General features: G+C 59.0%; 25 protein-coding genes. 15 read left to right on the top strand and 10 right to left on the bottom strand.

The window, feature by feature from the left end; translation table 11 throughout:
• Positions 1 to 41 precede the first annotated feature (41 nt).
• Positions 42 to 1,730: a long-chain-fatty-acid--CoA ligase FadD2 gene (gene fadD2, locus ACYZT5_RS17555; RefSeq protein ID WP_462046686.1), complete on the top strand. Its 1,689-nt coding sequence runs from the start codon at positions 42 to 44 to the stop codon at positions 1,728 to 1,730.
• Between the two features lie 395 nt (positions 1,731 to 2,125).
• Entirely contained in the window at positions 2,126 to 3,826 is a 1,701-nt protein-coding gene (gene fadD1, locus ACYZT5_RS17550; RefSeq protein ID WP_462046685.1) for a long-chain-fatty-acid--CoA ligase FadD1, read from the top strand.
• Positions 3,827 to 3,979: 153 nt separating this feature from the next.
• Here the strand turns inward: fadD1 and ACYZT5_RS17545 are convergent, their stop codons facing one another.
• On the bottom strand, positions 3,980 to 4,357 hold the full coding sequence (locus ACYZT5_RS17545; RefSeq protein WP_462046684.1) for a hypothetical protein: 378 nt from the start codon (positions 4,355 to 4,357) through the stop codon (positions 3,980 to 3,982).
• A gap of 199 nt (positions 4,358 to 4,556) precedes the next feature.
• Here ACYZT5_RS17545 and ACYZT5_RS17540 point away from each other — a divergent pair, with 199 nt between their 5' ends.
• From ACYZT5_RS17540 to def, 3 genes are all read left to right on the top strand, one after another.
• Entirely contained in the window at positions 4,557 to 4,748 is a 192-nt protein-coding gene (locus tag ACYZT5_RS17540; protein WP_282377261.1) for a CsbD family protein, read from the top strand.
• A gap of 172 nt (positions 4,749 to 4,920) precedes the next feature.
• The gene (locus tag ACYZT5_RS17535) at positions 4,921 to 5,877 is read left to right on the top strand and encodes a YihY/virulence factor BrkB family protein (RefSeq protein WP_462046683.1); all 957 of its coding nucleotides are present in this window, start codon (positions 4,921 to 4,923) and stop codon (positions 5,875 to 5,877) included.
• Positions 5,874 to 6,413, top strand: a complete 540-nt coding sequence (def, locus tag ACYZT5_RS17530) for a peptide deformylase (RefSeq protein ID WP_462046682.1) — start codon at positions 5,874 to 5,876, stop codon at positions 6,411 to 6,413. The genes ACYZT5_RS17535 and def overlap by 4 nt, the downstream gene beginning before the upstream one ends.
• A gap of 132 nt (positions 6,414 to 6,545) precedes the next feature.
• Here the strand turns inward: def and ACYZT5_RS17525 are convergent, their stop codons facing one another.
• Entirely contained in the window at positions 6,546 to 7,367 is an 822-nt protein-coding gene (locus tag ACYZT5_RS17525) for a class I SAM-dependent methyltransferase (protein ID WP_462046681.1), read from the bottom strand.
• Between the two features lie 60 nt (positions 7,368 to 7,427).
• Positions 7,428 to 7,865 (bottom strand): GNAT family N-acetyltransferase, encoded by a 438-nt coding sequence (locus ACYZT5_RS17520; RefSeq protein WP_462046680.1) that lies wholly within the window; start codon positions 7,863 to 7,865, stop codon positions 7,428 to 7,430.
• Between the two features lie 419 nt (positions 7,866 to 8,284).
• Here ACYZT5_RS17520 and ACYZT5_RS17515 point away from each other — a divergent pair, with 419 nt between their 5' ends.
• From ACYZT5_RS17515 to ACYZT5_RS17500, 4 genes are all read left to right on the top strand, one after another.
• Positions 8,285 to 9,226, top strand: a complete 942-nt coding sequence (locus ACYZT5_RS17515; RefSeq protein ID WP_462046679.1) for a fatty acid desaturase — start codon at positions 8,285 to 8,287, stop codon at positions 9,224 to 9,226.
• Positions 9,227 to 9,234: 8 nt separating this feature from the next.
• Positions 9,235 to 10,026 (top strand): phosphate/phosphite/phosphonate ABC transporter substrate-binding protein, encoded by a 792-nt coding sequence (locus ACYZT5_RS17510; RefSeq protein WP_462046678.1) that lies wholly within the window; start codon positions 9,235 to 9,237, stop codon positions 10,024 to 10,026.
• 210 nt (positions 10,027 to 10,236) lie between these two features.
• Positions 10,237 to 10,779, top strand: coding sequence for a sigma-70 family RNA polymerase sigma factor (locus tag ACYZT5_RS17505; RefSeq protein WP_462046677.1), 543 nt, complete (start codon positions 10,237 to 10,239; stop codon positions 10,777 to 10,779).
• Positions 10,776 to 11,789, top strand: a complete 1,014-nt coding sequence (locus ACYZT5_RS17500; protein WP_462046676.1) for an ABC transporter substrate-binding protein — start codon at positions 10,776 to 10,778, stop codon at positions 11,787 to 11,789. Before ACYZT5_RS17505 ends, ACYZT5_RS17500 begins: the two co-directional genes overlap by 4 nt.
• A 126-nt stretch (positions 11,790 to 11,915) precedes the next feature.
• Here ACYZT5_RS17500 and gstA read toward each other — a convergent pair whose 3' ends face one another.
• Positions 11,916 to 12,518, bottom strand: a complete 603-nt coding sequence (gstA, locus tag ACYZT5_RS17495; RefSeq protein WP_462046675.1) for a glutathione transferase GstA — start codon at positions 12,516 to 12,518, stop codon at positions 11,916 to 11,918.
• Positions 12,519 to 12,618: 100 nt separating this feature from the next.
• On the opposite strand from gstA, the gene ACYZT5_RS17490 reads away from it, so the two are divergent.
• Positions 12,619 to 13,491 (top strand): LysR family transcriptional regulator, encoded by an 873-nt coding sequence (locus ACYZT5_RS17490; protein WP_462046674.1) that lies wholly within the window; start codon positions 12,619 to 12,621, stop codon positions 13,489 to 13,491.
• Positions 13,492 to 13,497: 6 nt separating this feature from the next.
• Here the strand turns inward: ACYZT5_RS17490 and ACYZT5_RS17485 are convergent, their stop codons facing one another.
• The 3 genes from ACYZT5_RS17485 to gntR form a co-directional block, all read right to left on the bottom strand.
• Entirely contained in the window at positions 13,498 to 14,922 is a 1,425-nt protein-coding gene (locus ACYZT5_RS17485) for an MFS transporter (RefSeq protein WP_462046673.1), read from the bottom strand.
• A gap of 143 nt (positions 14,923 to 15,065) precedes the next feature.
• Entirely contained in the window at positions 15,066 to 15,698 is a 633-nt protein-coding gene (locus ACYZT5_RS17480) for a glutathione S-transferase family protein (protein ID WP_462046672.1), read from the bottom strand.
• A gap of 196 nt (positions 15,699 to 15,894) precedes the next feature.
• A complete protein-coding gene (gene gntR / locus ACYZT5_RS17475) occupies positions 15,895 to 16,926 on the bottom strand; it encodes an HTH-type transcriptional regulator GntR (RefSeq protein WP_462052161.1) in 1,032 nt (343 codons plus the stop codon).
• Positions 16,927 to 17,141: 215 nt separating this feature from the next.
• Here gntR and ACYZT5_RS17470 point away from each other — a divergent pair, with 215 nt between their 5' ends.
• Together ACYZT5_RS17470 and ACYZT5_RS17465 are read left to right on the top strand one after the other, a co-directional pair.
• Positions 17,142 to 17,675, top strand: a complete 534-nt coding sequence (locus ACYZT5_RS17470) for a gluconokinase (protein WP_462052160.1) — start codon at positions 17,142 to 17,144, stop codon at positions 17,673 to 17,675.
• Positions 17,676 to 17,757: 82 nt separating this feature from the next.
• Positions 17,758 to 19,110, top strand: coding sequence for a GntP family permease (locus ACYZT5_RS17465; protein WP_462052159.1), 1,353 nt, complete (start codon positions 17,758 to 17,760; stop codon positions 19,108 to 19,110).
• Positions 19,111 to 19,279: 169 nt separating this feature from the next.
• On the opposite strand, the gene alaC is transcribed toward ACYZT5_RS17465, so the two are convergent.
• Positions 19,280 to 20,497, bottom strand: a complete 1,218-nt coding sequence (alaC, locus tag ACYZT5_RS17460; RefSeq protein WP_462052158.1) for an alanine transaminase — start codon at positions 20,495 to 20,497, stop codon at positions 19,280 to 19,282.
• Between the two features lie 139 nt (positions 20,498 to 20,636).
• On the opposite strand from alaC, the gene ACYZT5_RS17455 reads away from it, so the two are divergent.
• From ACYZT5_RS17455 to ACYZT5_RS17445, 3 genes are all read left to right on the top strand, one after another.
• On the top strand, positions 20,637 to 21,299 hold the full coding sequence (locus ACYZT5_RS17455; protein ID WP_462052157.1) for a LysE family translocator: 663 nt from the start codon (positions 20,637 to 20,639) through the stop codon (positions 21,297 to 21,299).
• Between the two features lie 67 nt (positions 21,300 to 21,366).
• Complete coding sequence (locus tag ACYZT5_RS17450; RefSeq protein WP_462052156.1) at positions 21,367 to 21,852, top strand: GyrI-like domain-containing protein; 486 nt, start codon at positions 21,367 to 21,369, stop codon at positions 21,850 to 21,852.
• Between the two features lie 314 nt (positions 21,853 to 22,166).
• The gene (locus ACYZT5_RS17445; RefSeq protein WP_462052155.1) at positions 22,167 to 22,655 is read left to right on the top strand and encodes a GNAT family N-acetyltransferase; all 489 of its coding nucleotides are present in this window, start codon (positions 22,167 to 22,169) and stop codon (positions 22,653 to 22,655) included.
• Between the two features lie 71 nt (positions 22,656 to 22,726).
• On the opposite strand, the gene ACYZT5_RS17440 is transcribed toward ACYZT5_RS17445, so the two are convergent.
• Positions 22,727 to 23,332, bottom strand: a complete 606-nt coding sequence (locus ACYZT5_RS17440; RefSeq protein WP_462052154.1) for a pyridoxamine 5'-phosphate oxidase family protein — start codon at positions 23,330 to 23,332, stop codon at positions 22,727 to 22,729.
• Positions 23,333 to 23,339: 7 nt separating this feature from the next.
• On the bottom strand, positions 23,340 to 23,825 hold the full coding sequence (locus ACYZT5_RS17435; protein ID WP_462052153.1) for a GNAT family N-acetyltransferase: 486 nt from the start codon (positions 23,823 to 23,825) through the stop codon (positions 23,340 to 23,342).
• Positions 23,826 to 23,916: the final 91 nt, after the last annotated feature.

Raw genomic sequence — 23,916 nt, 5'->3', positions numbered from 1 at the left:
AAAGCGGCCCCGGATAGGTTCAGGTAAAGAGGACAAAAACAATGCAACCTGATTTCTGGAATGACAAACGCCCGGCCGGCGTGCCCCTGGACATCGACCAAGGGGCCTATAAGTCGGTGATCGAGGTGTTCGAGCGTTCCTGCAAGAAATTTGCTGACCGCCCGGCATTCAGCAACATGGGCGTCACCCTGACCTACGCCGAACTGGAACGCTACAGCGCAGCGTTCGCCGGTTACCTGCAAGCCCACACCGACCTGGTGCCTGGGGATCGCATCGCGGTGCAGATGCCCAACGTCCTGCATTACCCGATTGCCGTGTTCGGTGCCCTGCGCGCCGGGCTGATCGTGGTCAACACCAACCCGCTGTACACCGCGCGGGAGATGCGTCATCAGTTCAAGGACTCCGGTGCCCGGGCGCTGGTGTACTTGAACATGTTCGGGCAGAAAATCCAGGAGGTGCTGCCCGACACCGACATCCAGTACCTGATCGAAGCGAAGATGGGTGACCTGATGCCCGCCGCCAAGGGCTGGCTGGTCAATACCCTGGTGAGCAAGGTCAAGAAGATGGTCCCGGCGTATTCCTTGCCGCAGGCGATTTCCTTCAAGAGCGCGCTGCGTCTGGGCCGGGGCCTGGGGATCAAGCCGCTGAATGCCGGCCTCAACGACATCGCCGTGCTGCAATACACCGGCGGCACCACCGGGCTGGCCAAGGGTGCGATGCTGACCCACGGCAACCTGGTCGCGAACATGCAGCAGGCGCGGGCGTGCCTGGGTCAGTTCGGCAAAGACGGTCAGCCGCTCCTGCGCGAAGGGCAGGAGGTGATGATCGCGCCGCTGCCGCTGTACCACATCTATGCCTTCACGGCGAATTGCATGTGCATGATGGTGACCGGCAACCACAACGTGCTGATCACCAATCCACGGGACATCGGCGGCTTCATCAAGGAACTGAAGAACTGGCGTTTCTCGGCGTTGCTTGGGCTCAACACGCTGTTCGTCGCGTTGATGGACCATCCGGACTTCAAGACCCTGGATTTCTCCAGCCTCAAACTCACCAACTCCGGCGGCACCGCGTTGGTCAAGGCCACCGCCGAGCGCTGGGAACAGCTCACCGGTTGCCGCATCACTGAAGGGTACGGCCTGACCGAAACCTCGCCAGTGGCCTGCACCAACCCTTACGGCGACAAATCGCGCATCGGTACAGTCGGCCTGCCGGTGCCGGGCACCACGCTGAAGGTGATCAACGATGAAGGCGTCGAGCAGCCCTTGGGCGAGCGCGGCGAATTGTGCATCAAGGGCCCGCAGATCATGAAGGGCTACTGGCAGAAACCCGAAGCCACCGACGAAGTGCTGGATGCCGAGGGCTGGTTCAAATCCGGTGACATTGCGGTGATCGACCCGGACGGTTTTGTGCGCATCGTCGATCGCAAGAAAGACATGATCATTGTCTCGGGCTTCAACGTGTACCCGAACGAGATCGAAGACGTGGTGATGGCTCACCCGAAAGTCGCCAACTGCGCGGTGATCGGTGTGCCGGATGAGCGTTCGGGGGAGGCGGTAAAGCTGTTTGTGGTGGCCCGTGAATCGGGTGTCAGCCTCGAAGAGCTGAAGGCTTACTGCAAGGAGAACTTCACGGCGTACAAAGTACCCAAGCACATCGTCTTGCGTGAGTCGTTGCCGATGACGCCGGTGGGCAAGATATTGCGGCGGGAGTTGCGTGATATCGCCTGATCGTTGAATGGCCGCGCTTCGCGCGATCGCGGGCAAGCCTCGCTCCTACAGGTTAGTGTTGTTCACTACGTAAGTGAACGACGCGAAACCTGTAGGAGCGAGGCTTGCCCGCGAAGCTTTTAAGGGGGGAGGGCCCAAAATACGGGGCTTCCAAGGCGGTATAGAATTTTTGCTCTAAAAATGACTATTAAATATTCAAGAGTCACAAATGTGACTGTAGAGGCTGCTTTTGGCTCTAGTCGACCCTTGGCAAAGCTGCTACTCTCGGCGCGCTTTGTGACTTCTCGGCCTAGGTAAAAGCCAGACTCACCAACAAAGAAACACCAATGAACAAACACCAATAATAATCGCATCAAATGCGGTGATGAATTCGCGTTGCTGAGGAGTGGGCTTCCATGATCGAAGACTTTTGGAAGGATAAGTACCCTGCCGGGATTGCTGCCGACATCAATCCGGACGAGTATCCGAATATTCAGGCGGTGTTGAAGCAATCCTGCCAGCGCTTTGCCAACAAGCCGGCATTCAGCAACCTGGGCAAGACAATCACCTACGGTGAACTGTACGAATTGTCCGGTGCCTTTGCAGCTTACCTGCAACAGCATACCGACTTGAAGCCGGGCGATCGAATCGCCGTGCAACTGCCCAACGTGTTGCAGTACCCGGTCGCCGTCTTCGGTGCCATCCGTGCCGGGCTGATCGTGGTCAACACCAACCCGCTGTACACCGCGCGGGAAATGGAACACCAATTCAACGACTCCGGTGCCAAAGCCCTGGTCTGCCTGGCCAACATGGCGCACCTGGCCCAGAACGTCGTGCCGAAAACCGGCGTCAAGCACGTGATCGTCACCGAAGTGGCCGACCTGCTGCCCCCGCTCAAGCGTCTGCTGGTCAACAGCGTCATCAAGTATGTGAAGAAGATGGTCCCGGCGTATCACTTGCCCAAGGCCATCAAGTTCAACGACGTGCTGAGCAAAGGCCATGGCCAGCCAGTGGCTGAAGCCAACCCGGCCAGCAGCGACGTTGCCGTGCTGCAATACACCGGCGGCACCACCGGCGTGGCCAAGGGCGCGATGCTGACCCATCGCAACCTGGTGGCGAATATGCTGCAGTGCAAGGCGCTGATGGGTTCCAACCTTAATGAAGGCTGCGAGATCCTGATCACACCGCTGCCGCTGTACCACATCTATGCGTTCACCTTTCATTGCATGGCGATGATGCTGATCGGCAACCACAACGTGCTGATCAGCAACCCGCGCGATTTGACGGCGATGGTCAAGGAACTGTCGAAGTGGAAGTTCAGCGGTTTCGTCGGGCTCAATACGCTGTTCGTCGCCCTGTGCAACAACGAAGGTTTCCGCAAGCTGGACTTCTCGGCGCTGAAAGTCACCCTGTCCGGTGGCATGGCCCTGCAACTGGCTGCCGCCGAACGCTGGAAAGCGGTCACCGGATGCGCCATCTGCGAAGGTTACGGCATGACCGAAACCAGCCCGGTGGCCACCGTCAATCCAATCCAGAACATCCAGATCGGCACCATCGGTATTCCGGTTCCGTCCACCCTGTGCAAAATCACCGACGATGCCGGCGTGGAACAGCCGTTGGGCGCAATCGGCGAGCTGTGTGTGAAAGGTCCGCAAGTCATGAAGGGCTACTGGCAGCGTCAGGAAGCCACCGATGAAATCCTCGACAGCGAAGGCTGGTTGAAGACCGGTGACATTGCGCTGATCCAGCCTGACGGTTACATGCGCATTGTCGATCGCAAGAAAGACATGATCCTGGTCTCCGGTTTCAACGTGTACCCGAATGAACTGGAAGACGTGCTTGCGACCCTGCCGGGCGTGTTGCAATGCGCAGCCATCGGCGTGCCGGACGAAAAGTCGGGCGAGGCGATCAAGATCTTCATCGTTGCCAAACCGGGCGTGACACTGACCAAGGAGCAGGTGATGGAGCACATGCGCGCCAACGTCACCGGTTACAAGGTTCCGCGCTCCGTGGAGTTCCGCGATGCGCTGCCGACCACCAACGTCGGCAAGATCCTGCGCCGCGAGTTGCGCGACGAGGAGCTGAAGAAGCTCGGCGTGAAGAAAGTAGGCGCGTAACAAACAAAAGCCCCGCAGATGCGGGGCTTTTTGTTGCCTGACTGATCGTTCCCACGCTCTGCGTGGTAACGCAGCCCGGGACGCTCTGCGTCCCAGCATCGGACGCGGAGCGTCCGTGGCGGCATTCCCACGCGGAGCGTGGGAACGATCTACTTAGAGGCGGAACTGCGCGAAATTGACGTTGGTCCCGGTCGGGCGCATGTCCTGGAGGTACGAGTCCTTGTCGGCGCTCAGTTCCAGGCTCAAGGCCGCTTTGCGTTTGCCTTCGTTGCGCACCACCAGACCTTCGAGCTTCTCGCGCAGGAACACCGTCGGCACTTTCAGGTGCAGCAGTTCGTCGGTGTCCGGCGTGTGCATCAGCAGATGAACCCATTCGTACTGACCAATGGCCAGGCGCGCGACCGGAATATCGAACCACCAGATGTTGCGGTTGCGGTTCAATTCGGTGAAATGGCAGTTATTGACGCCAAGCACAGCACCGCCAAGTTCCTGGTTTCTGCGGGCAATGGCCTGCTTTTTATCGAGTTTCATAACATTCCTACGGGATTGGATCTTCAGCGCCATGGCCTGAATACGTTGCGCATTCTCGGGGGTTGGTCGACAAACATAAAGCCCAACCTGCATTGAACGATGAAATGTCGCTGTGAAAATAAATGAAACTCCGCGCAAACGCCTCCGGTCAATCTTTGTGTAACGACTTTCCCGTTAAATTGTTCACAGGAGAAACACCATGAGCAGCACTGGCGATAAAGTAAAAGGCATGGCCAACGAAGCCGCCGGCAACGTCAAGCAAGGCGTCGGCAAGGCCACCGGTAGCGACAAGATGCGCGCCGAAGGCGTCGTGCAGGAAAAGAAAGGCGAAGCCCAGCAAGCGGTCGGCAAAGCTAAGGATGCGATTAAGAAAGGCATCGACAAGGCGTGATCCGGCCTTTAAAGAGTGTCAGAAACGGCCATCCGCGGATGGCCGTTTTTGTGTCAGTCTGAACTTGCACAAGGAAATTGTTTCAAAGTCGCCAAGTAGGCTACTTTGATGTAGAAAACGGCCCCTGAGTCGCCACGATTTCGACTAAATTTTGCGGCGAAAGGAGACGCTAATGTTTTTTCCTCACATGAAAGGTTTGCGCCTGCACCAGGTCATGGTGCGCACGGTCACCGAGTTCGTCGACGACGAGATGTCGACCTATGCCTCGGCGCTGGCCTATCAGATGCTGTTTTCGCTGTTTCCCTTCATCCTGTTCCTGATCGCCCTGATCGGTTTCCTGCACCTCCCGGACTTCTTCTCCTGGCTGCGCCTGCAGTCAGAACTGGTGCTGCCGCCCCAGGCGCTGGAACAGGTGAACCCGGTCATTGACCAGCTCCAGCAATCCAAGGGTGGCCTGCTGTCGGTCGGTATCGTGATTGCCCTGTGGACCGCATCTGCGGGTGTGCGGCTGATGATGAGCGCGATGAACGCCGCCTATGACGTGGTCGAAGGCCGGCCCGCGTGGAAGCGTTTTCCGCTGTCGATCATCTACACGGTCGGCATCGCCGGCATGCTGTTGGTCGCCGCCGCGCTGATGGTGCTCGGACCGCAGGTGATGGGCTGGATTGCCTCGCAAGTCGGCCTTGAAGACTTCATCGTCACCCTCTGGACCATCGTGCGATGGCCGGTGGTGGTGATTTTGCTGATGGTGGCAGTGGCGCTGATTTATTACGTCATGCCCGACGTCAAACAGGAATTTCGCTTTATCACGCCGGGTTCGGTGCTGGCGGTGGTGGTGTGGATCCTGGCCTCCGTGGGCTTCGGTCTGTACGTCAAGGAATTCGCTAATTACAACGCCATGTATGGCAGTATCGGTGCGATCATCGTGCTGTTGCTGTACTTCTATATTTCCGCCGCTGTGTTGTTGCTGGGCGCCGAGATGAATGCCGTGATCGAACACATGTCGACCGAAGGCAAGGACCCAGGCGAAAAAGTCCCCGGCGAGCACAGCCACGAACAAAAACACCACGTGTCGGGACTGGGTCGGGATCACTCGATCAAGCCGACCACTGACGAAGTCATCAAATGATCCGTGAAATTCTGAAAATGGGCGACGAACGCCTGCTGCGCATTGCCCCGCCGGTGCCCGCCGAAATGTTCGACAGCCCCGAGCTGTGGCAACTGATCGACGACCTGTTCCAGACCATGGAAAGCGTCGGTGGCGTTGGCCTGGCTGCACCGCAAATCGGCGTCGATCTGCAACTGGTGATCTTCGGTTTCGAGCACAGCGAGCGCTATCCGGATGCCGAGGCCGTGCCGCAGACGATTCTGATCAACCCGCTGATTACGCCCTTGAGCCCGACGCTGGAAGAGGGTTTCGAAGGCTGCCTGTCGGTGCCCGGTCTGCGCGGCGCGGTGGATCGCTATCAGCACATTCGTTACGAAGGTTTCGACCCCAAAGGTCAGCCGATCGTGCGCATCGCCTCGGGGTTTCATGCGCGGGTAGTGCAGCATGAATGCGATCACCTGATCGGCCGGTTATACCCGTCGCGCATCAGTGACTTCAGCAAATTCGGGTTTACCGACGTGATGTTCCCGGATCTTGATCCCAACGCCGACGATTGAATTCATCACAAAACACTGTGGGAGCGAGCTTGCTCGCGATAGCGGACTGACATTCAACATCAATGTTGACTGACAGGGACTCATCGCGAGCAAGCTCGCTCCCACATTTGATCTTCATTGGTCTTTAGTGCATCACTTGGCCGGTTTAACAAACCGCAACGTCATCCGGTCAGACTCTCCGATCGCTACATATTTCGCGCGATCCTTCTCGCCCAACGTCAACGTCGGCGGCAACGTCCAGACGCCTTCTGGATAGTCCTTGGTGTCCTTGGGGTTGGCATTGATCTCGCTCTGACCTTCAAGCTTGAAACCCGCATCGGACGCCAGTTTCACCACGTAATCGGTGGTCAGGTAACCGCTGTGCTTGATGTCTTCCAGCGACGCCCCGTCCTTGGCCCGATGATCGACCACCCCAAGCACGCCGCCCGGTTTCAGCACCTTGAAGAACGCCTCGAACATCAGCGGTGCAGTGTCCGCCAGCACCCAGTTGTGCACGTTGCGAAAGGTCAGGACGGTGTCCGCCGAACCGGGTTGACCCAGCACCGGCGATTTAGGATCGAACTCCAGCACGTGGGCCTTGGCGTATTGCGCAGGGGCCGTGGCGAATTTCGCCTTCAGCTTTTCCTCGTTCTTGCGCGCGTACTCACTGACCGTCGGCGCCTGAACGGCGGCGACATACTGCCCGTGGTCCTTGAGCAGCGGTGCCAGCAGTTCGCTGTACCAACCGTTGCCCGGGGTGATTTCAATGACCGTCTGGTTCGGCGCCAAACCAAAGAACTGAAGACTCTGCTGCGGATGACGATAGCCGTCACGCGCCACGTTTTCCGGTGCGCGCCAGGTGCCTGCCAGCACCTTGGCGTATTGCTCGGCCGACACTGGCGTAGTGTCGGCGGCCTGGCCCAACGCGGGGGCGAGCAAGGCGGTAAGTGTCAAAGCCAGAAGGGCAGGTTTCATGGAACGTCCCTGAGAAGTCGAAGTCGACCCCGAGGCTAGCACGCGGCAATCTCTGATTGATCACACATTATCGTCGGTTGACCTCACCAGCGGTTCTAAGCCCATGGCGATCATCGGTTTGCTGCGTGCATAACGGCTCAAGCGTTCGGCCATGGAGTAGGGCAGTGGCGGGTCGAAGGTAAAGCCGCGACGTTCATAAAACCCGCGCAAGTCTGGATGACAAAACAGCCACACCGGGCCTTCGAGGTCCTTGAGTGCCTCGGCGATCAGCGCCGCAGCGATGCCCTGTTCACGGCAGGCCGGATCGACAAACAAACCCGTCAGCCAATGCCCGTCCGCCACCGGTCGCAAACACAGTGCACCAATGATCTCGTCGCGCCTGGCCACCCAGAGTTGAGCGTCGCGGACCGCTTTCATCGACGATTGGTGAGCGCGATAAAACTTGTTCATCAAGGGCCATAAAGGCTCGGCGAGCAAGGTGTATTGGGTGTTGGGCATGGTCTTCGACTGTCGGTGCGCAAAGCGGGCGATTATAAAAGAACGCGCGCGCAGCGATAGGTGTATACCTGATCTCACATCCCGTATGAGTGGAGTACGTATCATGGCCAAAGGCATGGATTCAAAAAAAGCAGCAAAGAAGAAACCGGCAAAAACCGCCGATGAAAAGCGCGCCGACAAGAAGGCCAAGAAGGTGGATGTGTTCGGTCATTGATCCCGCGTTGATTGATTGATCGTTCCCACGCTCTGCGTGGGAATGCAGCCCGTGACGCTCCGCGTCACTGGACGCGGAGCGTCCCTAGAGGCATTCCCACGCAGGCGGTTCGACGCCTCGACGTGGGAACGATCGTCAAAATAATCTGCAAGAAAACCCTGCGCCGTTGCACAGAAGGGGACTGGTCCCCGATCTGAGCAACGCCATGCCCCATTACTTCGATACCGCCCACCGTGAAGAAATCGAAACCCTGCGCCAACGCCTGACCGCTCGTACCGAGTGGCCGACCTGGTTGCTGCTGATCGGCGTGTACGTCGGCTGGTTCAGCATTGTGCTGGACAGTGGTTGGTTGGGCCTGTGGTGGAGCACAGTGTTGTTGATTCCGTTGGTGGTGCTCTGGTTGTCGGTGCAGCACGAATTGCTTCACGGTCATCCCACCCGCTGGGTATCGCTGAACAAGATCCTCGGCTACGCGCCGTTCGCCGTCTGGTATCCCTACACCCTGTATCGCGACAGCCATTTGCTGCATCACCGCGATGAAGACCTGACCCTTCCCGGTCGCGATCCGGAAAGCCGTTACCTGAGCGCCGAGCAGTGGCAGGGCAGTTCACTGTTCGAACAAGGCCTGCACTGGCTGAACAAAACCGTGCTGGGCCGTTTCATCCTCGGCGCTCCACTGGCCTTGCTGGCGCTGGCCCGGGAAGAACTGCAACGCTTGCGTGCGGGGTCGCGACAGGCTTGGTTGATGTGGCTGACCCACGCCACCTTGACCCTGATGATGTTGCTGTTTATCGCCCGCTTCAGCGTGCTGCCGATCTGGCATTACCTGTTGCTGATCAGTGTGCCGGCGCTATCGATTGCCATGATTCGCTCCTACTATGAACACCGTCCCCACGCCGAGCCCGAGCAAAGGACGGTCATCAACGAAGCCGCCTGGCCGTGGCGCTGGCTGTTCCTGAACCTCAACCTGCACCTGGTGCATCACGACTTGCCGGGGCTGCCCTGGTACGACTTGCCCCGCGCCTACCGCGCGCGTCGCGAGCAATGGCTGGCGCGCAGCGGCGGGTTTGTGGTGCAGGGTTATGGCCAGTTGTGGCGCCGGCACGGGGTGAAGGCCATCGACAGCCCGCGGCATCCGTTCAGTTGAGAAATCCAATGACTTCAGCCTACACAGAACTTTTGATGTACGTCGCCCCCGAACCGGTCCGCCAGGCCAACGAACGCTGGCTGACGCGAATCCTCGAGCAACTGGGTACCATGCGCCGCAACGCCGAGGGCCTTTCGCTGATGGACCTCTGGCTGTCCCCGCACTTGCTGCTGACCCAAACCTGCGGCTATCCGCTGATGACGGCATTGCGCGGTCGGGTCCGGGTCATCGGTCGTCCGCGCTATGAACTGCCGGACGCCAACGGTGGCAATCATTGCAGCCTGTTGCTGAGTCGCGCCGATGATCCACGGCGCAACTTGCCGGCCTTTCGTGACAGCCGCGGCGTGATCAATGGCGAAGATTCCAACAGCGGCATGAACCTGCTGCGTCACCGATTGGCGCAACTGCATCGAGAGGGGCAGTTCTTCGCCAGTGTCGGTATCAGCGGCAGCCACCGCGAAAGCCTGCGCTGGTTGCGTGAAGGTAACGCGGACCTGGCGGCCATCGACAGCGTCACCTTTGCCTATCTGGCGCGGCACGCCGAAGAAGAAGTGGCCGGTCTGCGCGTCGTTGCTCGAAGTGCGTTCAGTCCGACTTTACCGTACATCACCGCTGTCACCGTGACCGATGAACAGGCCGAGGCGCTTCGGCAGGTGATGAACAAGACGTTACAAGAATTGCCCGACGTCGTTGAAATTCTCGGCCTGCAAGAGGTTCTGCCGGCCAGCGAAAGCGACTATCAAATCGTTCTCGACTATCAGCAAGAGGCTGAGGCGTTGGGGTTTGGGCGATTACGGTAGGCAGAATCAAAAGATCGCAGCCTCGCTTCGCTCGACAGCTGCTACAAGAAAATCGTCGAGCGAAGCGAGGCTGCGATCTTGACGATTTTGAAATAGTACTTAATGGAATATAAAAATGCTTTTTAAGTATTTTTAACGAATAAGGCTCCTTGCTAGGATCGCGTCACCGGATCACCGGACATTCAGCGACCCCTAACCCTTGGAGCCTCTATGTCCGGCACCGACCTTTCCCATCGCAACGACGTGGGCGGATTATTCCGCGCGCATTACCCCTGGCTGTGCACACGGTTGCGTCGGCATCTAGGGGCCAGTTCCAGCGTCGAAGACATCGCTGCCGAAACCTTTTTACAGTTACTCGAATCGCCGGGGCTGACCCCGATCCGCGAACCTCGCGCCTTGCTCACCACCATTGCCCATCGGTTGATCTACCAGCTCTGGCGGCGCCGCGATCTGGAACGTCAGCACCTCGATCAGTTGCAACACCTCGATCAGCATCAAGCGATCTCACCCGAAGAACGGCTGCAACTGACCCAAGCCTTGCAAGGCCTCGACCGCACGCTTGAGCGCTTGCCGGGCAAGGTTCGGGCAACCTTCCTGTTGTCGCGAATCGACGGTCTGACCTACCCGCAAATCGCCGCTGAATTGGGCATTTCCCAACGCTCGGTCAGCGATTACATGACTCGCTCCCAAGCCCTGTGTGCCCAGCACAGCGCCAACCAACCCTTGAATTCCCTGACCCGGAGGTCCGCATGAGATCGATCAAAACCCTGCTCGGCAGTTCACTGCTGGCCCTGAGCCTTGTGGCTACCCACGTTCCCGCAACGGAAAAAACCGCCCCGATTCACTTCGGCGACATCACTTGGGAAAGCGGCAGCCTCATTACCGAAATCCTGCGATTGATTGTCGAGAAAGGTTACGGCTACCCAACCGATACCTTGCCGGGCAGCACCGTCAGCCTCGAAGCGGCACTGGCCAAGAACGATATTCAAGTGATCGGTGAAGAGTGGGCCGGGCGCAGTCCGGCGTGGGTCAAAGCCGCCTCGGAAGGCAAAGTGTTTGGCCTGGGCGACACGGTCAAAGGCGCCACCGAAGGCTGGTGGGTGCCGGAATACGTGATCAAGGGCGACCCCGAACGCGGCATCAAACCCCTGGCCCCGGAGCTGAAATCCGTCGCCGACCTGGCGCGCTACAAGGACGTGTTCCGCGACCCGGAAGACCCGAGCCGTGGACGCTTCCTCAACAGCCCGACCGGCTGGACTTCGGAGATCGTTAACAGTCAGAAACTCAAGGCCTATGACCTGACCGGCAGCTTCGTCAACTTCCGCACGGGTTCTGGCGCCGCACTGGATGCCGAGGTGGCTTCGTCGATCCGTCGTGGCAAACCGGTGCTGTTCTACTACTGGTCGCCGACGCCGCTGTTGGGGCGTTTCAAACTGGTGAAACTCGACGAGCCGGCGTTCGACGCCGAAGCCTGGAAGACCCTGGCCGACGCCAACAATCCGCATCCCAAGGGCACTCGGTCGATGCCGGCCAGCCTGGCGATCGGTGTCTCCGCGCCGTTCAAGGCGCAGTACCCGGACCTGGTGGCGTTCTTCGAAAAAGTCGACCTGCCGATCGATCTGCTGAACCAGACCCTCGGCCAGATGAGCGAAAAGCGCCTGCAACCGCGTCAGGTGGCCGAAGCGTTTTTGCGTGATCAGCCGCAGGTGTGGAAGGGCTGGGTTCCCGGTGAAGTGGCCACCAAAGTGAGTGCGAGTTTGTAGTTCAGCGGCGTCAGGAAGATCGCTTTCGCGGGCAAGCCTCACTCCTACAGGATTTGTGTGGATCACCCGATTTGGATCAACCTTTCCCTGTAGGAGCGAGGCTTGCCCGCGAAGCGATCTTCAGCCTTACACCAACTCCGCAGCCAACGCCGCCTTCACGGCAGGCCGCGAATCCACCCTCCCCTGAAACCGCGCCAACGCCGGCCACTCATTCAAATCGATGGCAAACAAGGGCGCCCAGCGCAACACCGTAAACAAATACGCATCGGCAATGCTGAACCCGTCAGCCATCAAATATTCCTGCCGCTCCAGCGTCTGGCTCAACACAACAAACCGCTTGAACAGTTTCTCTTTGATGAGCGCTTTTACCTCACCCGGGAACTGCGAACTGAACAGCCAGCCCAGCCCGCCATGAATCTCGGTTGATACGAAATTCAGCCACTCCTGCAACCGCACCCGCTCGAACGTCCCGTTCGCTGCCGCCAGGTTCGCTTCGGGTCGCAGGTCTGCCAGGTATTGCAGGATCGCCGGGCCTTCGGTCAGCACTTGGCCATTGTCCAATTGCAATGCCGCGACGTAGCCCTTGGGGTTAATGGTGAGGAAGTCCTCACCACTTGCGGTTCGCTTGGTGGTGTTGTCGACGCGGATCAATTCGAACGGCAAATCCAGTTCGCGCAGCACGATATGCGGCGCCAGCGAGCAGGCGTGTGGGGCGTAATACAACTTCATCGACAGGGCTCTGGTTGGGGGGTTTGCGCCAGTGTCATAGTGCGCGGCACCCTCGGTAAAATTAATCTTTCAGAAAGCGGCCATAAGGAAAGCTACTGCCATGATGAATCTGATGCACTGGCGAATGGTGGTGGCAGTGGCTGACACGGGCAACATTACCCGGGCTGCCGAGCGGGTCGGCATGACCCAGTCCGGCGCCAGCCAGGCCTTGGCATTGATCGAAGAAACCCTGGGCGTTCAATTGTTCAGTCGGGAGAGTCGCCAGACCTTGCCGACGGCGATCGGCCTGTCTGTCATCGAACACGCGAGAACCATGCTGAGTGCCTTGGAAAACATCCGCAGCAGCGTCGATGCCACCAAAGATATTCAGCGCAGGACGATCCGCCTGGCCAGTTTCCCCATGGTGTTGGCGACTTTCCTGCCACCGTTGCTGCGTCAGTTCAATCGGCTTTATCCCGGCATTCAGGTGGTCGCGCTGGAAGTCAGTGACGATGAAGTGGAAACACTGCTCGGCGCCGGGCTGGTGGATGTCGGCGTGGTGTTGAACCCGGCGCCTGAGCGCAATGCCGGTCGCCTGGGCAGTGATGCCTGGATGGCGGTGGTGCCCGGCGGCCACGCGCTGGCTCGCCGCTCGAATGAAGAAGGGGTTTCCCTGGCAGAGTTGGCGGAGCAACCTTTTGTACTGGCCACGGGCGGTTGTTCGACCAACGCCCGCAGCCTGGCAACCGATGCCGGGCTGCAGCTGCGCGACGTTCGGGTCGAGGTCCGCGAGTGGAGCAGTGCGTTCACCCTGGTGCGGGAAAACATCGGCGTGACGCTGGTGCCGGAGATGACACTGCCGAGCCAGCGCCAGGGGCTGCGCGTGATGCCGGTCAAACCGCGTATCGATCGCGAATTTGCCTTGGTGGCCGCTGCGAACAAGCAACCTTCGGCGGCGGTGCAGGCGTTGTTGGGGATGCTCCCTGAGAAATGACCCGGATCAGCGATGAGCGATGTTTTCCAGCGCCAGGTTACGGGTGCGCGGGCCGAACCAGCCAATGGTCAGCATCACGATCAGCATGCTGCTGACAATGAACGCCAGCACACCCGGCGTGCCGAAGTGTTCGAGGAAAATCCCGATCAGCAAACTGCTGAACACCGTCGACAATCGACTGAATGAATAACAAAACCCCACCGCCCGCGCACGGATGTTGGTCGGGAACAATTCGCTTTGGTAAGAGTGATAACTGAAGCTCAGCCAGGCGTTGCAGAAGGTGATCATCACCCCGCAGAAGATCAGGCCGAAGGCGCTGGTTTGCAGGGCGAACAATGTGCCGAAGGTCATGGCACCCAAGGCCGATCCGACAATCTGCCACTTGTTCTCGAAGCGGTTGGCGAATTTCACGAACAGCAGCGGCCCGAGCGGGTAGGCGAGGGTGATGATGAACGCGTACATCAGGCTGTGCGTCACGCTCACGCCCTGGCCGGAGAGCAGCGCCGGCAACCAGTTGCCGAAGCCGAAGAAACCGATGGCCTGGAACACATGAAACACGATAAGCATCAGCGCGCGACGGCGATAAGGCGGCTGCCAGATATCGGCGAAACGGCCCGTGCCATGAACATCCACCGCCGCCAGTTCCGGCTCATCCAGCGGCTTGCCCTGATCTTTCGCGCAGCGGGCTTCGATGCCATCGAGAATCTTGCTGGCTTCATCGAACCGACCCTGTTGGGCCAACCAGCGAGGTGACTCCGGCAAGCGCGAACGCAGCCACCAGATGAACAGCGCAAACACCGCGCTCGCCAACACCACCCAACGCCAACCGGACACACCGAACGGCGCTTGCGGCACCAGCCACCACGACATCAACGCCACCGCCGGAACCGACAGAAACTGTACGAAAAACGCAAAGGCAAATGCCGAACTGCGCATGCGCTTGGGCACCAGTTCCGAGAGGTAGGCATCGATGGTCACCAGTTCGATGCCCAGCCCGATACCCACCAGAAAGCGCATGCAGATTATGCCCAGTGCCGAACTCTGAACGCCCATTGCGACGGTTGCGACGGTGTACCAGATCAACGCGAAGGTGAAGATTGCGCGTCGGCCGAAGCGGTCGGCCAACGGGCTCAACAGACTCGCGCCAAGGAACAGCCCGAGAAACGTCGCCGAGGCGAAGGCGGCCTGATCGGAAAAGCCGAACACGCCCTGACTGCCGGTGACGAAGATGCCGTCGCGAATCAGCCCTGGGCTGATGTAGGCCGTCTGGAACAAGTCATAGAGCTCGAAAAAACCACCGATCGATAGCAGCGCCACCAGTCGCCAGATCGTGGAGACGGCGGGGAGTCGATCGATACGGGCGGAGATCTGCGCGGCGCGGACGGGGTCGATTCCGTCGGGTTGAGCAATGGCGGGGGAGTGAGCAGTCATGGGCTGATCCAATGCTTATAGTTGGAGAAGCTTAGCCTGCTATCGGAAATGAATGATTGTGAATCTCGACGGCGTTGCGTCGAGATTCGCCCAGTTATTGCAATGAATGTTTACATTTTAGTTGTTTGTAGCGCGGGAGCCGCTCAAGCCAGGCCATTACAGCCGTGTTTGAGGAATCCTGGGCGCTGTGCCAATCGTTGAAAGTACTCGTCGATGGCGGGGTAGTCGGGGCGCTCCATCGGTGTCATCAACCAGCGGTTGACCGACAGCCCGATGACGATGTCCGCCAGCGTGAAGTGTGGCCCGGTGACATAAGCTTTGGTGGTCGCGAGCTGATGCTCGAGGATGCCCATCTTCTGGTTCCAGACGCGTACACCGGCGGCAATGTGATGCGGGTCCTGGAATTCCGGATCTTTGCGCACCAACGCTGTGAACGCGTAGCTCCAGGAGGCATTGAGTTCGGTGGCCTGCCAATCCATCCACTGCTCTACCCGAGCGCGCGCCGCCGGTTCGTGCGGCAGCAGTTCAGTGTTTTGGTGTTTACCGGCCAGATAGCGGCAGATGGTGTTGGACTCCCACAGCACGCCGGCCTCATCGATGATCACGGGCACCAGTGCGTTGGGATTGAGCCTGAGAAACTCCGGCGTGTGGGTCGATGCAAAACCTCCGCCCCAGTCCTCACGTTCGTAGGCAACACCCAGTTCCTCACAGGTCCACAGGACTTTTCTGACGTTGATTGACGAGGCTTTACCCAGAATCTTCAGTGCATGTTCCATTGAGCTACTCCTTCAGCGGGTTGTGCTATGGATGTTCAATAGTGTGCCCCGCAAGGACGGACGGCAAGAATGGCCAGGAGATGATCGTTCCCACGCTCTGCGTGGGAATGCAGCCCGTGACGCTCCGCGTCACTGGACGCGGAGCGTCCCTTGAGGCATTCCCACGCAGAGCGTGGGAACGATCAATCAAACAGCATCAGGTACTCTCGCGCACCTTCAATTCAAACCCCATGTCCTGCACCGGTTTCGCCACCGTGTTGCCGGCCATCAAGGTCAGCATCTGCTCCGCCGCGCGACGGCCAATCGCCTCGCGCGGCGTGCTGATGCTGCTCAGGCGCGGCACCATGTGGGCCGAGGCCGGCAGGTCGTTGAAGCCGAGGATCGCCACTTGTTCGGGAATTTTGATGCCGCAGCGCATGGCTTCGAGCAGTGCGCCCTGGGCCAGGTCGTCGTTGCCGAAGAAGATGGCATCGACATCGGGATGACTGGCGAGCAGTTGCAGGAACAGTTCGCCACCGAGACCAACGGAGGAGGCACGAGGCGTCAGTACTTCCAGATCCGGGTCATACAAACCGGTCTTTTGCAGGGCTTTGCGGAAACCTTCGCCGCGCAGCAACGTGCGTTGATCCAGTTGCGCGCCGATGTAGGCCAGGCGTTTACGACCGCGTGACAGCAAATGCTCGGCCGCTGTCTCGCCGGCAGCGAGTTGCGAAAAACCCACGCAATTGAGGCCGGCCGCGCTGTCCAGTTCCATCATGTACACGCAGGGAATGTTGCTCGCCTCGATCATGCGGCGCGAACTTTCGGTGCGGTCGAAACCGGTCAACAGCAAACCGCGAGGCTGATAGGCCATGTAGTTGCGCAGCAGGTTTTCTTCTTCGTCGCGGGAGTAATGGAAGTTGCCGATCAGCACTTCGAAGCCTTTGGGGCGCAAAACCTGATGAATGGCTTCCAGCGTATCGATGAACAATAAGTTGGACAGCGACGGCACCAATACCACCACCGAATGGCTCTGGGCCGAGGCTAACGCGCGGGCGGCGGGGTTGACCACGTAGTTGAGGTCGAGGGCGGCTTTCTGCACTTTTTCCACCAGTTCGGTGGCCACCGTGCTGACCCCGCGCAGGGCGCGAGACGCGGTGATCGGGCTGACACCGGCCAGGCGTGCGACTTCGTTCAAAGTGGGGCGGCCAGTGGTGCGCGTATTTTTATCGTTTTTAGGGGAGATCATCGGACGGCTTGCCAAACAAAATTCGAGGCACTAAGGTAGCGCTGTCTCGACGCAGCTGCAAATGCGTGAGCGGGGTTTGCCTGATCCCCGTTTTTTGGCGTTGAGAACGAACATGCTGCAACCCATAAAAATGACAAGAAGGCGTCGGCAACTTCTACCTTTGTTCTAGTGTCATAACCGGCAAAGGTAGCGCTGTCTGCGCGCTGAGGTGTTACATGAATCATCCCATCACCGCCCTGGTCATCATGGGCGTTGCCGGTTGCGGCAAGACTTGCGTCAGCGAGGCCTTGTGCCAACTCAGCGGCGCGACCGCCATTGAAGGCGACACTTTCCACCCTGCCGCCAATATCGAAAAGATGAGCGCGGGTATCCCCCTGAACGACGACGACCGTGCCGGCTGGCTCGACAGCCTGTGCGATGAACTGCGCCGCATCGACGCCAAGGGTGAACGCCCGGTGCTGACCTGCTCGGCGCTCAAACACATTTACCGTGAACGTCTGCGCAGCGCCTTGCCTGGCCTGGGCTTCGTGTTTCTTGAGCTGACCCCTGAAGTCGCCGCTGATCGTGTCTCCCATCGGCCGGGCCACTTCATGCCGTCGACGCTGATCGACAGCCAGTTCGCCACACTTGAATCGCCCGTTGGCGAGCCCCTGACCCTGGCTCTGGACGCGTCGAACCACAGCGTCGACCAATTGGCGAAACAGGCGCATGTCTGGTGGCTGGAACATGGCCTGAAGCGCGCCTCATGAGTTTTTCCCCAAGAGATAGCGCTGTCCTCATGGCTCGCGAATTACCCGCTTTAATAACAACAACAACCAGGAGACACCCCTAATGTTTGGCATGTCCCACGAGACGTTCCTGCTGCTAGACGCAGTGGTCACGGTGATCGGGCTTATCGTCCTGATCACCAAGTTCAAGTTGCACCCCTTCATTGCCCTGATCATCGCCGCAGCCTTTCTCGGGCTGACCTCCGGCATGCCGATCGGCACCATCATCAAAGCGTTCCAAGACGGCTTCGGTGGAGTGCTCGGTTTCGTCGGGATCATCCTGGCGCTGGGGACCATGCTCGGCAAAATGATGGCCGAGTCGGGCGGGGCGGATCAGATTGCCCAGACGCTGATTCGCGCGTTCGGCAAGGACAAGGTGCAATGGGCCATGATGTTCGCGGCCTTCCTGGTCGGCATTCCCCTGTTCTTCGAAATCGGCTTCGTGCTGTTGATCCCGCTGGTGTTCATCGTTGCCCGGCGTACCGGCGTGTCGATCATCAAGATCGGTATCCCGCTGCTGGCCGGTCTTTCCGCCGTGCACGGTCTGGTTCCACCGCACCCAGGTCCGTTGCTGGCCATCGGCGTGTTCGGTGCCGACATCGGTAAAACCATTCTCTACGGCCTGATCGTTGCGCTGCCAACGGCCATCATTGCCGGTCCGATCTACGGCACTTTCATTGCCAAATACATCCCCGGCCATCCTAACCAGGAACTGGTGGATCAACTGGCTCGCGAGCCAGAAGCGGCAGAGCTGCCGAGCTTCAGCATCACCCTGATCACCGTGCTGCTGCCGGTGTTCCTGATGTTGCTCAAGACCTTTGCTGACGTGGTGCTGCCGGACGGTAATTTCTTCCGCACCTTCATGGACTTGATCGGTCACCCGATCTCGGCGCTGCTGCTGGCGTTGCTGCTGTCGCTGTACACCTTCGGGCACCGTCAGGGCATGGGCTCCAGCAAAATTCTCAAGTTGCTCGACGCCAGCCTCGCGCCGACCGCCGCGATCATTTTGATCATCGGTGCCGGTGGTGGCTTCAAGCAGATGCTGGTCACCAGCGGCGTGGGTGACGTCATCGGCCACATGGCGGTGAACGCACAGATCTCACCGATCCTGCTGGCCTGGCTGGTGGCGGCGGTGATTCGCGTGGCAACCGGTTCGGCGACCGTGGCGACCATTACGGGTGCCGGCATCGTGGTGCCGGTGGTGGGGATGATTCCGGGTGTGAACCGTGAGCTGCTGGTACTGGCGACTGGTGCCGGTTCGTTGATTCTGTCTCACGTTAACGACGCGGGTTTCTGGCTGGTGAAGCAGTACTTCAACATGACCGTGGCGGAAACGTTCAAGACCTGGACCGCGATGGAAACCATCCTGTCCATCGTCGCGCTGGGCTTTATCCTGTTGTTGTCGATGTTCGTCTAAGCACACCGCACTGATCGTTCCCACGCTCCGCGTGGGAATGCATCCCGTGACGCTCTGCGTCACAGTGGACGCGGAGCGTCCATGGCGGCATTCCTTTGCTGCGCGTGGGAACGATCATCAGGCACAAAAAAACCGCATCGCTGCGGTTTTTTTGTGTTTGCCAACTGAGTCAGGCGCTGGTTTTCGGTGACAACCCATCCGCCCGAAACATCCCGCGAATCCCGCGTACGGCCTGACGAATCCGGTCCTGGTTTTCGATCAGCGCGAAGCGCACGTGATCATCCCCGTACTCACCAAACCCTACGCCCGGCGAGACGCAAACCTTGGCTTCGGCCAGCAGTTTCTTGGCGAACTCCAGGGAGCCCAAGTGCGCATAAGCCTCGGGAATTTTCGCCCAGACGTACATCGACGCTTTTGGATTTTCGACCATCCAGCCCAGTTCATGCAGGCCTTTGACCAGCACGTTGCGGCGCTGGCGATACTGCTCGGCGATGTCTTTGACGCACTGCTGATCGCCTTCCAGCGCCGCAATGGCCGCGACTTGCAGCGGGGTGAACGTGCCGTAGTCGTGGTAACTCTTGATCCGCGCCAGGGCGTTGACCAGTTCTGCGTTGCCGACCATGAAACCGATGCGCCAGCCCGCCATGTTGTAGCTCTTGGACAGGGTGAAAAACTCCACCGCGATGTCCTTGGCGCCCGGCACTTGCATGATCGACGGTGCTTTCCAGCCGTCGTAGACGATGTCGGCGTAGGCCAGGTCGTGCACCACCAACACGTCGTACTGTTTGGCGAGGGCGATCACCCGCTCGAAGAAATCCAGCTCCACGCACTGGGCGGTGGGATTCGACGGGAAGCCGAGGATCATCATTTTCGGTTTCGGAATCGAGCCGCGAATGGCGCTTTCCAGTTCGGCGAAGAAGTCCACGCCCGGAATCAACGGCACCGAACGCACTTGGGCGCCGGCAATCACCGCGCCGTAGATGTGAATCGGGTAGCTCGGGTTCGGCACCAGAACGGTATCGCCCTGGTCGAGGGTGGCCAGCATCAAATGCGCCAGGCCTTCCTTCGAACCGATGGTCACGATGGCTTCGCTTTCCGGGTCGATGTCGACCTCGTAGCGATCCTTGTACCAATTGGAAATCGCCCGGCGCAGACGCGGAATGCCCTTGGACGTCGAGTAGCCGTGGGTGTCTTCGCGCTGGGCTACGGTGACGAGTTTTTCGACAATGTGCGGCGGTGTCGGGCCGTCAGGGTTGCCCATGCTGAAGTCGATGATGTCTTCGCCACGACGACGGGCGGCCATCTTCAGCTCGGCAGTGATGTTGAATACGTAAGGGGGGAGTCGATCTATGCGCGCAAAGCGGCGCGGCGAACCTGGGTTAGCCATTGTTGCCTCGGATAACGTGAGCGCCCGGAACCGTCCGAGCGACGCTGGTCACTGCGGTGACCTGTGGCGGAATGTAAGGGCTGATGTGGCAAACTGTCCAGCGACTATGTAAACAAATTTGTCCGAAGGAAATCGGTTGATGGAATTTACCAGTGGCTTTTTGCTGAGCCTTTCGCTGTGTCTGGACATCGGCGTGGCCAATATCGCGATGATCACGTTGGCGATGCAACGCGGCTATTTTCAAGGCTTTGCGCTGGGTTTGGGAACGTGTGTCGGCGACCTGATCTACGCCGTGCTGGCCTTGGCCGGGATGACCGTTTTGTTGCAATACGAAACAGTCCGTTGGGTGCTGTGGATTGGCGGTTCAGCGTTGCTGGTGTACTTCGCTGCGAAGATGATCTATTCGGCGATTCACCATGAGGCGGTATTGGCGCAGTCCACAGAGGTGGGTCAGAACTCCCATCGGCGCGAGTTTTTCCGTGGGATCTTCCTCGCGATGTCATCACCCAGCGCCATTCTCTGGTTCGCAGCGGTGGGCGGCACATTGATCGCTCGTTCCGGCGGCGGCGGTGCGCTCAGCTCGGCGCTGTTTCTCGGCGGGTTTCTCTGCGCCGGCGTGCTCTGGTGCGTCACTTTGTGCTTCGCCGCGAGTCACGGCGGCAAGTTGTTGGGTGACAAACTGCTGCGTTATTCCTATATGGCATCGGCGGCGATCTTCTGCTATTTCGCGGTCTACGTGATCCTATCGGGTTATAACGAATTCGTCGGCGCAGGTGCCGTCGAGCAGTTGCACGCACTGTAATTGGGCGAATCGGGTTTGGCTTCTATACTTCCAGCCGTACCCACTTTTTTGTTCCAGGAGTTGAGTCATGGATGAGCAAGCAGACGTCAAACTGGCCGAGCCACGCTTCGAGAGCGGGCATTTTCTGCTCATTGCCGGGCTTGGCGGACGATTTACCGCAGACACTACTAAAGGCATTCCCGATCTCTGGGAGAAATTCATTCCTGAAATTGGCAAAATTCCCGGTCAAAAAAGCGAAGTGACCTACGGCATTTGCTGCAATCCGGATGGCAAGGGCGGCTTCGAATACATTGCCGGTGTCGAGATCGACAAACTCGACGACCTGCCGGATAAATACCGTTGGGTCGAGGTCCAGCCTCAGCGCTACGCGGTGTTCGAGCACAAGGGCTCGTTGGATAACTTGCCGCAGACCTTTCAATACATCTGGAAAACCTGGCTGCCGCAGTCCGGTCATCACGCGGCAGACGCCCCGGAATTCGAACGCTACAGCGACGACTTCAACCCCAAGCTCAACACCGGTGTGCTGGAAATCTGGCTGCCGCTCAAGGCTTGATGCCATCGGGAGGCGGACACGGCGTCCGCCTCCTGCTCGTTACTTGCCTTGCTTCATCCGTCGCGCCCGCAACAGGTCAATCGACAACGTGACAAAGCCAAACGTGCTGATGCCCAACAGCATGAGAAGTCCGATTTGAACGCTGCTCATGGTGTGTTCCCCCTATTAATGGCAAGAGACAGAACACATCAATAATCCGGACCGACGAGCAATGACAGCGCCTATACGAAGGCTTTACGGCGCCTGCGGTGATCGATATGAACACCTTATTAATTTATGATCGCAAACCTTTCCCCCGCTGATTCCGAGCTGCCATGAACACCGTCATCCGCCACGTCACACCTGCTGATCTGGACCGCTGCTACGCCATCGAAACCGTCGCCTACGAAGGCGACGAAGCCGCAACTCGCGAGAAAATCGCCACCCGTATCGCCACCTGGCCCGAAGGTTTCATCGTGGCTGAAGTCGACGGCGTTGTAGCCGGTTTCATCAACTCCGGTGCGGCGTATCAGGTTGAAATGTCGGACGAGGCGTTCAAGGAACTGATCGGCCACGACCCGGCCGGCCCACACGTGGTGATCATGTCAGTGGTGGTGCACCCGGATTATCAGGGGCAAGGTTTGGCGAAACGTTTGATGGGCGAATTCATTGAGCGGATGCGCGCGTTGGGCAAGACCAGCATCCATCTGATGTGCAAGGAGCGGCACATTCCGCTCTATGCCGGGTTTGGGTTTGCCTACATCAAGCCTTCCGCCTCCGATCATGGCGGGATGGCTTGGCATGAGATGGTGTTGGAGTTGTAACCAATCTATCGAACACCGAAGATCCAATGTGGGAGCGGGCTTGCTCGCTCCCACATTGGATCGGCGTTGTGTCAGTAAAGGCTGTCACGCACCCGAGCCGGCGCTTCCCGGTCATACGTCTCGGCATCGAACTGCCCATCATTCAAGCGCTTATGAAACGCGCCAGCCGTCGGCAGTGCAGAGCGTTCGAGATACTTCTCAGGGTTCCATAAATCCGAACGCACGATGGCCTTGGAGCAGTGGAAGTAAGCCACTTCCACCATGACCAGCATCACCGTGCGCGCCGGTTTGCCGTTCACCGCGAAGCTCTCCAGCAACGCAGGTTCAGCGCTGATTTGCGCGGTGCCGTTGACCCGCAATGTCTCACCGATCCCCGGAATGATGAACAGCAGCGACACCCGCGAATCGAGCACGACGTTGCGCAGGGTGTCGATGCGGTTGTTGCCCGGCCGATCCGGGATCGCCAGGGTGCGCTGATCAATGATCCGCACGAAACCCGGCGTGTCACCCCGTGGCGAACCGTCCATGCCATCAGGCCCCACCGAGCTGACGATCACCAGCGGCGAGGCGCGAACCATCGCCTGATAGTCCTCGTTCAAAAAGGGGATCTGCTTGCGCACGGCGCGGTCGTGGGGTTGGCCGTAGATGGCTTCCAGTTCTTCGATGCTGTTGAGCATAACCACCTCAGAAAATCAGACCCATCCGCCGTTCGTAACCGATCCGGCCCTTGTAGGCTTCGCCGCTGTCGACCCAGCCGAATTTTGCGTAAAGCGCGATGGCCGATTCGTTATCCGCATCCACCGACAACTCCAGCCCCTTTATTTCCGGAAACGCCTGACGCGCCACTTCGGGCAGGGCTTGCAGGCAGGCCTTGCCATAGCCTTTGCCCTGGGCCCGGTGATCGACTTGCAGCGCATGCAGGGTGGCGCTGTGTTCATTGGCCCACGCCGGCAACACGGGCGGGCGTTTAAGCAGCAGAAAGGCCACGGGAACATCCTCGGCCAGCAGGGCAAATCCTTTGACGCCGGGGCCGGGTTTGGACAGCAAGGTGTGTAACGCACCGTGGATGTCGCCGGAGAACTTGATTTGTTCTTTGTGAATTTCAATGGCCTCGACCTGCTGGCGCTGGCGCGCGTTCAGGCTTTCGTAAGGCACGAGTCGGGCTGTCACTGGAGTGTCCTTTTTCCAACATAAATGTGTCTCGGATTCTAACGAGTTTGCGTTCCTGGATTATTTTTATTTCGGCTGTCGATTTGGCTTT

The organism is Pseudomonas sp. LB3P14 (assembly GCF_054898045.1).
The sequence above is the reverse complement of the archived record's forward strand: the minus strand, read 5'-3'. Positions and strand labels throughout refer to the sequence as shown.

Coding starts and splice junctions, on each gene's coding strand:
- fadD2 (WP_462046686.1), top strand. CDS start 42: ATGCAACCTGATTTCTGGAATGACAAACGCCCGGCCGGCGTGCCCCTG.
- fadD1 (WP_462046685.1), top strand. CDS start 2,126: ATGATCGAAGACTTTTGGAAGGATAAGTACCCTGCCGGGATTGCTGCC.
- ACYZT5_RS17545 (WP_462046684.1), bottom strand. CDS start 4,357: ATGAAACTCGATAAAAAGCAGGCCATTGCCCGCAGAAACCAGGAACTT.
- ACYZT5_RS17540 (WP_282377261.1), top strand. CDS start 4,557: ATGAGCAGCACTGGCGATAAAGTAAAAGGCATGGCCAACGAAGCCGCC.
- ACYZT5_RS17535 (WP_462046683.1), top strand. CDS start 4,921: ATGTTTTTTCCTCACATGAAAGGTTTGCGCCTGCACCAGGTCATGGTG.
- def (WP_462046682.1), top strand. CDS start 5,874: ATGATCCGTGAAATTCTGAAAATGGGCGACGAACGCCTGCTGCGCATT.
- ACYZT5_RS17525 (WP_462046681.1), bottom strand. CDS start 7,367: ATGAAACCTGCCCTTCTGGCTTTGACACTTACCGCCTTGCTCGCCCCC.
- ACYZT5_RS17520 (WP_462046680.1), bottom strand. CDS start 7,865: ATGCCCAACACCCAATACACCTTGCTCGCCGAGCCTTTATGGCCCTTG.
- ACYZT5_RS17515 (WP_462046679.1), top strand. CDS start 8,285: ATGCCCCATTACTTCGATACCGCCCACCGTGAAGAAATCGAAACCCTG.
- ACYZT5_RS17510 (WP_462046678.1), top strand. CDS start 9,235: ATGACTTCAGCCTACACAGAACTTTTGATGTACGTCGCCCCCGAACCG.
- ACYZT5_RS17505 (WP_462046677.1), top strand. CDS start 10,237: ATGTCCGGCACCGACCTTTCCCATCGCAACGACGTGGGCGGATTATTC.
- ACYZT5_RS17500 (WP_462046676.1), top strand. CDS start 10,776: ATGAGATCGATCAAAACCCTGCTCGGCAGTTCACTGCTGGCCCTGAGC.
- gstA (WP_462046675.1), bottom strand. CDS start 12,518: ATGAAGTTGTATTACGCCCCACACGCCTGCTCGCTGGCGCCGCATATC.
- ACYZT5_RS17490 (WP_462046674.1), top strand. CDS start 12,619: ATGATGAATCTGATGCACTGGCGAATGGTGGTGGCAGTGGCTGACACG.
- ACYZT5_RS17485 (WP_462046673.1), bottom strand. CDS start 14,922: ATGACTGCTCACTCCCCCGCCATTGCTCAACCCGACGGAATCGACCCC.
- ACYZT5_RS17480 (WP_462046672.1), bottom strand. CDS start 15,698: ATGGAACATGCACTGAAGATTCTGGGTAAAGCCTCGTCAATCAACGTC.
- gntR (WP_462052161.1), bottom strand. CDS start 16,926: ATGATCTCCCCTAAAAACGATAAAAATACGCGCACCACTGGCCGCCCC.
- ACYZT5_RS17470 (WP_462052160.1), top strand. CDS start 17,142: ATGAATCATCCCATCACCGCCCTGGTCATCATGGGCGTTGCCGGTTGC.
- ACYZT5_RS17465 (WP_462052159.1), top strand. CDS start 17,758: ATGTTTGGCATGTCCCACGAGACGTTCCTGCTGCTAGACGCAGTGGTC.
- alaC (WP_462052158.1), bottom strand. CDS start 20,497: ATGGCTAACCCAGGTTCGCCGCGCCGCTTTGCGCGCATAGATCGACTC.
- ACYZT5_RS17455 (WP_462052157.1), top strand. CDS start 20,637: ATGGAATTTACCAGTGGCTTTTTGCTGAGCCTTTCGCTGTGTCTGGAC.
- ACYZT5_RS17450 (WP_462052156.1), top strand. CDS start 21,367: ATGGATGAGCAAGCAGACGTCAAACTGGCCGAGCCACGCTTCGAGAGC.
- ACYZT5_RS17445 (WP_462052155.1), top strand. CDS start 22,167: ATGAACACCGTCATCCGCCACGTCACACCTGCTGATCTGGACCGCTGC.
- ACYZT5_RS17440 (WP_462052154.1), bottom strand. CDS start 23,332: ATGCTCAACAGCATCGAAGAACTGGAAGCCATCTACGGCCAACCCCAC.